This window comes from Caldibacillus thermoamylovorans (assembly GCF_000751775.1).
GTDB classification, from domain to species: domain Bacteria; phylum Bacillota; class Bacilli; order Bacillales; family Caldibacillaceae; genus Caldifermentibacillus; species Caldifermentibacillus hisashii.
In genome coordinates this window covers 24269-32866 of sequence record NZ_CCRF01000036.1, presented here as the reverse complement: position 1 = coordinate 32866, position 8598 = coordinate 24269, and the positions used below count along the sequence as shown (strand labels likewise).

11 protein-coding genes and 1 pseudogene are annotated in these 8598 nt (G+C 35.9%); 5 read left to right on the top strand and 7 right to left on the bottom strand.

The window, feature by feature from the left end; translation table 11 throughout:
* Nucleotides 1–303: hypothetical protein (locus tag BT1A1_RS19265; protein WP_231553297.1), on the top strand; the 303-nt coding region annotated here is incomplete at its 5' end.
* Nucleotides 304–441: 138 nt separating this feature from the next.
* Here the strand turns inward: BT1A1_RS19265 and BT1A1_RS05140 are convergent.
* On the bottom strand, nucleotides 442–897 hold the full coding sequence (locus tag BT1A1_RS05140) for a DUF4274 domain-containing protein (RefSeq protein WP_034768773.1): 456 nt from the start codon (nucleotides 895–897) through the stop codon (nucleotides 442–444).
* Nucleotides 898–920: 23 nt separating this feature from the next.
* Entirely contained in the window at nucleotides 921–1730 is an 810-nt protein-coding gene (locus BT1A1_RS18585) for an AHH domain-containing protein (protein ID WP_231553296.1), read from the bottom strand.
* 131 nt (nucleotides 1731–1861) lie between these two features.
* Here BT1A1_RS18585 and BT1A1_RS05130 point away from each other — a divergent pair, with 131 nt between their 5' ends.
* From BT1A1_RS05130 to BT1A1_RS05125, 3 genes are all read left to right on the top strand, one after another.
* Nucleotides 1862–2236: a metal-dependent hydrolase gene (locus tag BT1A1_RS05130; protein WP_269147485.1), complete on the top strand. Its 375-nt coding sequence runs from the start codon at nucleotides 1862–1864 to the stop codon at nucleotides 2234–2236.
* Between the two features lie 180 nt (nucleotides 2237–2416).
* On the top strand, nucleotides 2417–2545 hold the full coding sequence (locus tag BT1A1_RS19455; RefSeq protein WP_255601896.1) for a hypothetical protein: 129 nt from the start codon (nucleotides 2417–2419) through the stop codon (nucleotides 2543–2545).
* A gap of 152 nt (nucleotides 2546–2697) precedes the next feature.
* Complete coding sequence (locus BT1A1_RS05125) at nucleotides 2698–4134, top strand: carbon starvation CstA family protein (protein ID WP_034768767.1); 1437 nt, start codon at nucleotides 2698–2700, stop codon at nucleotides 4132–4134.
* Nucleotides 4135–4278: 144 nt separating this feature from the next.
* Here BT1A1_RS05125 and BT1A1_RS05120 read toward each other — a convergent pair whose 3' ends face one another.
* The 3 genes and pseudogenes from BT1A1_RS05120 to BT1A1_RS19570 form a co-directional block, all read right to left on the bottom strand.
* Nucleotides 4279–4617 (bottom strand): hypothetical protein, encoded by a 339-nt coding sequence (locus BT1A1_RS05120; protein ID WP_231553295.1) that lies wholly within the window; start codon nucleotides 4615–4617, stop codon nucleotides 4279–4281.
* Nucleotides 4618–4731: 114 nt separating this feature from the next.
* Nucleotides 4732–4944, bottom strand: coding sequence for a YdbC family protein (locus BT1A1_RS05115; RefSeq protein ID WP_034768765.1), 213 nt, complete (start codon nucleotides 4942–4944; stop codon nucleotides 4732–4734).
* 369 nt (nucleotides 4945–5313) lie between these two features.
* Nucleotides 5314–7130, bottom strand: a pseudogene (locus BT1A1_RS19570) (type I restriction-modification system subunit M); the annotation flags it as partial.
* A gap of 152 nt (nucleotides 7131–7282) precedes the next feature.
* Here BT1A1_RS19570 and BT1A1_RS05105 point away from each other — a divergent pair.
* Entirely contained in the window at nucleotides 7283–7678 is a 396-nt protein-coding gene (locus BT1A1_RS05105; RefSeq protein WP_034768763.1) for a helix-turn-helix domain-containing protein, read from the top strand.
* A gap of 68 nt (nucleotides 7679–7746) precedes the next feature.
* Here the strand turns inward: BT1A1_RS05105 and BT1A1_RS05100 are convergent, their stop codons facing one another.
* Together BT1A1_RS05100 and BT1A1_RS19050 are read right to left on the bottom strand one after the other, a co-directional pair.
* Nucleotides 7747–8061: a type II toxin-antitoxin system PemK/MazF family toxin gene (locus tag BT1A1_RS05100; RefSeq protein WP_034768760.1), complete on the bottom strand. Its 315-nt coding sequence runs from the start codon at nucleotides 8059–8061 to the stop codon at nucleotides 7747–7749.
* Nucleotides 8054–8215, bottom strand: a complete 162-nt coding sequence (locus BT1A1_RS19050) for a hypothetical protein (protein WP_197057076.1) — start codon at nucleotides 8213–8215, stop codon at nucleotides 8054–8056. The genes BT1A1_RS05100 and BT1A1_RS19050 overlap by 8 nt, the downstream gene beginning before the upstream one ends.
* Nucleotides 8216–8598: the final 383 nt, after the last annotated feature.

The following is an 8598-nucleotide window of genomic DNA, read 5'->3' as shown; positions in this document are numbered from 1 at the left end:
GGTCAACCCCCTCTAAAAACCAATATTATTTATGATATGATTCACCGTGGTTATTTAAGAGGCAAAAAAAAACAGCATTGGGAAATGAATTTCAATGCTGTTTACATGAACAAAGATAATCCTACTACTTTATATGTTTACTGGTGGTCGGGGTTGAAATTGAAGTCTAAACGTTGTATAATTGGAAATAGTCTGGATAGTACTAATTGTGTTAGAGCAATACGACAACTAACTATAAAAGTATTAATAAAGTCTATTTTTATTGATAAATTAAATATAGTTAGCGTGGTTTGTTTTATTTAATTTTCAATGCAACTAATCTCTTAAGTTTACTAACCATCGTGAGTTTCAAAAGTAAATTTTTTACCATGAGGTTCTTAAAGCCAAAAAACCTTGAAAGGCATATAGCCAATCAAGGTTATAATTATAATTAATTACATATTATATTTTAGGAATATCAACCACATCTCCTGGCGATTTACTAATGAGGACTTCAGGAATATTTGGATTACTCTTTTTCAATTTATATTTTTGAATTTTTGTTAATTCAGGGTCGAAGGAAATATTCTGAGATTTAAATTCTAAGTTTATTAATTTATTATAAACCTTAACTAAAAAAACTTTCCAGTCTTCTAATGAAGAACTTGAAACCTCATAAGGATTCTCTAACATACGATATCCGTCTGCATAATAAAACATTAGTAAGCCCGTTCCGAAATCACAAGCCTCATTTTCTAGAATAACTGTTGGTACTTCAAATCCACTATTCCAATTATAATTTGCAGCAAAGTAATGAAGTAATAAAGAGTTATTTGTATTCATTAACTGATTTATTATATAGTTTTTATCTGTATTATAAAGTAACTGTTCAAGTAAATTAATATCTTCATTATCCATAAGAACTTACCTCCTACCTAAAATTATTTTTCAAGTTGTTTGAGTTTTCTTTCCCAAAGTTCTACATTTGCACCTTGACTAGGATATAATGGCAAACCCTTCTCTTGCAATCTCCTAAGATTACTTTGCAACTCATAAACTTGCTTTTGTAAACTATCAACACTTTGATTAATATCCATTTTGTTTAATGCTCTTTCAACTACTTCGTTATAAACAGAATGATACCCCCTGTGCCTAGACATAGTACTTATATCATTATCTGGCACCCTTAGAAAAATACCATTTGATGAGTCATCGAAATTCATTCCTATTTTTTGAATAACAGGATTATTGGCCATTTCAGAAGGAATTATATGTTGTGCTTGATAACCACTCCAATTTGTAGAACGCTTAAGCCCCATATCCTCTATCATATTTTTCCCTAATTTATTGGAGTTTCCTCCTGTAACAACTCCCGGTGTTCCTGGAATAAGCCTATTAACATTACCTATACCCTTAGTAACCCCTCTAACATCCAACTCATCTATTTTGGTATTTTTGATTCGTTGGATCAGGTCCTTTGCATCACTAAACGCATCCTTAACGGTTCTTTCAGCTGCACCGATTCCTGCGTAGGCTTCTTGTGCTATTTGCGGAAGCCGAATTTCTCCAATCTCCTTCTTTATTGTATCAAACCAAGCCTTGGTCAGGGCAATTGGAGCGTTTACTACCTGATCATACACGGAGCGAAAGGCTTGCTTGATTTTCTTTGGTGCTAGGACGTTTCGAATTTTTTTGAGCACTCCCGGTGTTTTGGCAAGGGCCGGAATTCCTGCATCGACACCTTTTATCACAGTTTTCCCGCCAATCTCTACTGCTTTTGCCGGTGGAAGTAACGAAAGAGCCAGAAAACCTCCCGCAAGTAGACGGTCGCCAAAAGAAAGCTTCTCACCGGTAACCGGATGTCCTCTTTTTTGGCGGATTAATTTTTGGGGCGATGGTACCCGATATTGATCATACCGGTTCAAAGATTGGCAGAGCCGTTCCTATTATTGATGATATGATCAGTTCCGTTTTTGGACACCGAACGTTTACACATAGTCTGCTATTTTTAATATTAGGTTATTGGCTGTTTCATATTTTTTCATTACCGGAATCATTGGAATTCGGAATCATGCTTGGCATTATAAGTCATATTGTTCTTGATATGCTGACGGTAGATGGTGTGAAATTCCTTTGGCCGCTAAAAACTCGGGTAGGCATTCCGTTTAGTGTTAAAACTGGTGGTCTGTTTGAACATAGTTTTTTCCTGTTACTTATTCTATTGATTGGTTATACCGGTTACCAAATTTATTTATAGTTGACACATTCCGTACCGGGAAGATCTAATTCGCTATCCACCGTATGGAATGTTATATGTTATTCAGTTAACATTATTCGTTAACTGTTGTCGATTTCTATAATACCCTATAAATTTTCTCAGAGTCTGTTTAAACCATCTCAAATTTTATCCTATCGACATAGTAAAACAGGGACTAACATGGAGACCGGTTTATTGATTGCACTTGGGACGACGAACTGTCCCGGTGTGTTTTTCTTGTCAAATACATTAGTAACCGTTTACAATAGTAGTGAATTCGTATCCATTGTAAGAATTCGGGGATTCTAAGTTATTAGTAATTAATCTTATTACTATTTATAACTTAATTACAAAATTTAGAGAGGGTGGATCGCTTTTCCGGAAAAGACTTAATGGAATGTCACGTTTCAAATTCTTAGGGGATTGTATTTCAAATAGTTAACAGCAAAGGGGATGGAGAAATGGTAACATTTTTTGGGGGAATTGCACTTTTACTATTAGGATACTTCACTTATGGTAAATATGTAGAAAAAGTATTTATGCCAAATTACGAGCGAAAAACGCCAGCCTATTCGAATGCAGATGGGGTGGATTATGTGCCAATGAGTAAGACAAAAAACTCGCTCATCCAATTATTAAATATTGCCGGTACAGGACCAATTTTCGGTCCAATTATGGGTGCGCTATTCGGACCGGTGGCGTTTTTGTGGATTGTTTTAGGCTCCATTTTTGCCGGTGCCGTTCATGATTATTTAACAGGAATGATTTCTATCCGGAACAGAGGTGCACATATCCCGGAACTTGCAGGAAAATTTTTAGGAAAAGCATCGAAGCACGTAGTTAATGCATTTGCACTGTTATTATTATTACTCGTTGGTACCGTTTTCGTTACAACGCCTGCTTCCATGCTTCATATTTTAATTGATCAAAAAGTTGCTTTAGGAGTAATTATTGGTGCAATCTTTTTTTATTACTTATTATCTACTGTTCTACCGATTGACAAAATTATCGGTCGCCTCTACCCATTCTTTGGTGCCGTTTTATTAATAGGAACCCTTGGCGTAGCGGTTGGTATGTTTGTAAGTGGCGATGCAGCTAAAATTCCGGAATTATCTTTAACGAATATGCATCCGGACAACATACCAATTTTTCCAATGTTATTCTTTACAATAACTTGCGGGGCCCTATCCGGTTTCCATGCTACGCAATCGCCAATCATTTCAAGAACAACAAAGAGTGAAAAAGAAGGACGCTTTATTTTTTACGGAATGATGATTGCTGAAGGTATTATTGCCATGATTTGGGCTGCAGCTACGATGGCCATTTTTGATGGAATGACGTTAAAGGAGATGATTGCTGAAGGAACTCCTTCACTTGTTGTGAATGAAGTGTCTGTTTATTTACTCGGTGCTGTAGGAGGTACGATTGCTGTTTTGGGTGCGGTTGTATTACCGATTACTTCCGGCGATACTGCTTTCCGTGCAGCTCGAAATATTATTGCAGACTATATTAAACTACCACAAATCAAACTGGCAAAACGTTTATATATTGCACTGCCTTTATTTGCAATTTCTGTTGTATTAACACAAATTGATTTTAACATCCTATGGCGCTATTTCTCTTGGGCGAACCAAGGAACCGCTGCACTTGCTCTTTGGATTGGTGCTATGTACTTGTATGTTAAAAAGAGAAATTACTGGATTGCGTTTATACCGGCCGTTTTTATTACGTATATGGTATTTGTCTACATTCTAAATGCGCAAATTGGATTTAGGTTGGATTTAAACCTTTCATTTATCATCGGGATTTTTTTAACAGCTGCTACAATCGGTTATTTTTATTGGAAAGGTCGCCATAACCGTCAAGAAAGTATAAACGTTGACGAAGAAGCGGCATAATACGAAACAACGGCTGCTCCCGATTACGGTGAGCAGCCAATTCTTTTGGTTACAATAGTCACCGATACCATTTGGTGTTCAAGAACGGGGCATTTAATTATTAGGTTGGACAAAATACGAAATACTACTTTTTAAAATGCGTGCTCATCTTTCAACTTTTCTATAAGCCACTTCATATAGTTTCTTAATAAAACATTTTAGTAGCTCGAAATTTTTCTTTGAATCAATACATTCAAGTGGAATATAAACTTCATGTTTTTTCAGGCTGAAACTTCTCATTTCTTTAATATCAAATTTTAATATTTCTTGGATTTCCTTTTGAATGGTCTTCCCTTTTGTAGATTCAGGGTTCCCCGGGTCAACATGAAGGATTAAGTATTGGTACTTTTTATCTCCATGTAAAGTTGCAAATTTCCTCTTGCCTCTCCAGCCAAGCCGGTTATACCCTGGGGCAAAACTACTTTCTGGAATCGCAACTTCCATTTGGCCAAGTTTGCACAGTTATTTATGTAAATCACCGAATACTAGTAGCTCGTTCATTTTTAGTTAACTCCCTAGTTTGGTGAATAAAAGTTCCAATTAATTTTTCTTTATCAGTTAAGAATGAAGCAAACTTTTAAGCACCTCTAACTCTGCTTGGGTTAAAGTGATTCCTTTTCCCATTTTCTCTTTGTTCGGGGCCCAATCACGCAAATCATATTTCGGCTCTTTTCCGTTCCAACTAATGACGTTTAATTCTTTCGTCCAACCTTTTGATGACTCCGAAAGCACACCAATATGTTCAACGATTTCATATTTTAATTCTGCCATAGAAAATATCTCCTTCATTATTTAGATAGTTAGTGGTGTTGAAATTACCCAATATTTTCATAAGTAGCCTAGATGATAATTTCCAAAAGGCTAACAAAAATCACCCATTCAAATTTTGAATTTCTTCTTCACTAAGTTGAGTTTTTTTGGTAATCAATTTGCTGCTACTCCTTCCATTAACATGCCCCATGCTACTTTTCCTAATGCCTTATCCTCACCTATCCCTATCCCAATCCCAATTACAAACCTAGCGAACCGATTTTTCCCTTGAAAGTAATAATACCTTAATTACTGATAAAGTCAATTCGTTTTTAAAGCATTTATTGCTATAGATTCCTTCTATAAGGAACTTTTAGGTACTAAAGTCTAGTATGTATAAATATTTTCTCTAAGTGGCACATTTTCGGTATCCCGCAGGTCCGGGTCCGGTTCGGGTTCTGTTTTATTTTTCATGCAAATGTCTGCCGTTTCATCTTTTTCCGAAAGCCCTGCCAAAATACCTTTTAAAACAGGAGTATTAATCGTTAGTCCAGCTTGTTTGAATACTTCTTTTAACATCTTCGTAATATCTTCTCGGTTTTTATAAACTTCTTCACTTGCCAGGCTCTGTAACACTTCAATGATTTTGGCTTGAGTTTGTTTCCCTTTTTCAATTTCAGCTAGACCATTTTCGCCCTTTTTCTTTGATGTCGCTAAGTTTTGAAATGCTTTCTGCTCTGTCACTTTCGTAATCCGTTCTTCATCAATTTTAAAATTCAAGCGCAACGGTCGTTCCACAGTGATTTTTTGATAACCGAAATCCTCATTATCGAAAATCTTAACATACTCACCTTCTTTAAAATCTCCGTACAGACGAACAATTTCTTCTATTTGCTCATCGGTAATTTCATTTCGTTTATTACCGAGACTTTTCTTCATCTTTTTATAAAAATCGACCGCATTTACAAGCTGCACTTAGCCACGACGGTGCGCTGCTTTATTATTTGTCAAAATCCAAATGTATGTCGCAATTCCTATATTATAAAAGAGGTCATTCGGCAAGGCAACAATCCCTTCAACCAAATCATTTTCCAGTACATAGCGACGAATTTCGCTTTCCCCGGATCCCGCATCTCCGGTAAAGAGTGGCGATCCGTTCATAATAATCGCGAGCCTTGAACCATTTGGGTTTTCTTCGGTCACAGGTTTCATTTTAGAAATTAAGTGTAATAAGAATAAAAGCTGCCCATCACTTGTACATGGTGTCCCCGGACCAAAGCGCCCAGCAAATCCTAATGTTTCATGCTCGGTCTTAATCGGTTTTTCATAGGACTTCCAATCCACTCCATACGGCGGATTCGTTATGAGATAGTCGAACTTTTCACTTGGGAATTGGTCATTGAATAATGTGTTTCCTAGCTTAATATTTTTCGCATCCCCGCCTTTAATTAGCGTATCCGCCTTACAAATCGCATAGGACTCAGGATTAATTTCTTGGGCAAAGAATTTTAAATCTGCTGTTGGGTTTAACTTTTCCAGATATTCACTTGCTACCGAGCCCATGCCTCCTGTCCCCGCTGCACAGTCATACAGGGATTGTGTTACACCGTGTTTTGTCAAAATATCATCATCATCTAAAAACAATAGATTGACCATTAAACGTATAACTTCACGAGGGGTATAATGGTCCCCGGCCTCAGCATGTTCACTAAAACGCCGGATTAATTCTTCAAAAATATATCCCATCTCCACGTTTGACACGACATCCGGATGCAGGTCAAGTTCACTAAACCGTTTAATCGTTAAGTATAAAAGATTATTGCTATCAAGTTTGTCAATTTGCCGGTCAAACTCGAAATTTTCCATAATATCACGAGCCGTTTTCGAAAAACCGTTAATATAATCCCTCAAGTTATCCGCAATATTATCGGCATCACTGAGTAATTTTGAAAAATCATATTGACTTATGTTATGGAAGTTTTGCTTTGCGATGCGGTTCAATATCGGTTCACGCGCATCTTCATTTAAGTGTTTAAATTTTTCGGAACTCGTCAGCACCTCTTCTTTTGTGCTTTCTAGAACACAATCAAACCGGCGCAACACGGCAAGGGTAGAACAACTTTACCATAATCTTCCGGCTTATATGGTCCTCTTAAGATTTCTGCAATCGACCAGATGAAACTTACTTTATCTTGAAAATGAATCATTTCGATCTCCTCTTAATAAACGGGTACAGACCCCCAATTTTATACTTTTATTACAATTGTACCATTATAACGGAACTTTTTAATAATATTCCACTATATTGGTATCTCCTTTTTTTGGCTTTTTCTCTAGCATTTATGGTAGAGGTGAAATAATGACGAATTTGAAGGGACTAATTGGCACACAAATCAAAGCAATTCGAAAAGCAAAGGGGCTTTCTCAACAAGACGTTGCGGATAGAGTGGCAGAAAATACAGGTCAAATGAGTTTTAGCAAATCACGCATTTCTGAAATCGAAACCGGGAAGCAAAACACTACTTTAGAAACTTTAGAAATGATTATCAAGGCTTTAGGAGTCAAACCCGTTGAATTTTTTGATTTCAAAAAAATCATTGAAGAAGATAGGGAAAATGAAATCATGGACAAATCACTGTTGTTGGATTGTCATTATTCCATGTTAAAGGAACGAGAACTAGATGAGGTTAAATATGTAGTAAAAACAACGAAGGAACTTTTTAAAACAATGGATGGAAAAAAGAAGAAAAACTAAAACAGCTACAGTGACCTTGAGTGTCATTGTAGCTGTTTTGTCTTAGGATGACTTATGGAGACAAAAAGTTAAAAATAATTTCTAATGGTAGTTAATACCCTTTCTAAATCACTTTCATATAATTTTCCAATTTTAAATAATAATTCTTGATAATGTAATGTATTTAATTTTGAACACCTGACTACAGAAGGCTTGTCTAGGCCAGCTTCTTCCCAATATTCAATAACAACATCAAACTCATTTCGAACCTGTTTGCTAGTAACAGTCGCAATTAAATGATCTAGTTCTGCAGCTACATTGTCATTACTCACAATAACAACCGGTCTTCTCTTACCATTTAACTCAACGGTCCAGATTTCGCCACGTCTCCCAGTTCTAGTCATCGTCAGTACCCCAAAAAATTTCTTCTTTCTCTTTTATAATTTGTTCTCTTGGAGGTCTGTTGTCAAAGTAGCGATCGTATAACTTATTCAATAATTTTATTCGTTCGCTGTTATCCATTTCTATAATTGCTTTTAAAATTTCTTCAGCAGTCATATAAACCACCTCAAATAAATTTCATTCCATGTATATTATACAGTAATTTTTATCATGTTGACAAAAACAACCATTTAAGTCCAGGAATATTTTTCAACTATTCTAGCAAAATTTTATTTTCCATACAGGTTAACTTCCGTAAAGGTTATTCAGTTGGAAAAATTGCTGAAATAATGATACTCACGCTGGATGAGCAAGAGAAATCAGAAGCGATATATAAAAGCATGAATGTTACAACATTTTTCAGTACCTGCTATTTACTAGGATCAGGCACTTTTTAGCCTATAATCCAAGCCCGCTAACCAAATCATTTATAAGATATCCATATAGATTTATGCCCTAAAAAACCAGTCCAATTCCATTTTTGTCATTAAATAACTTAC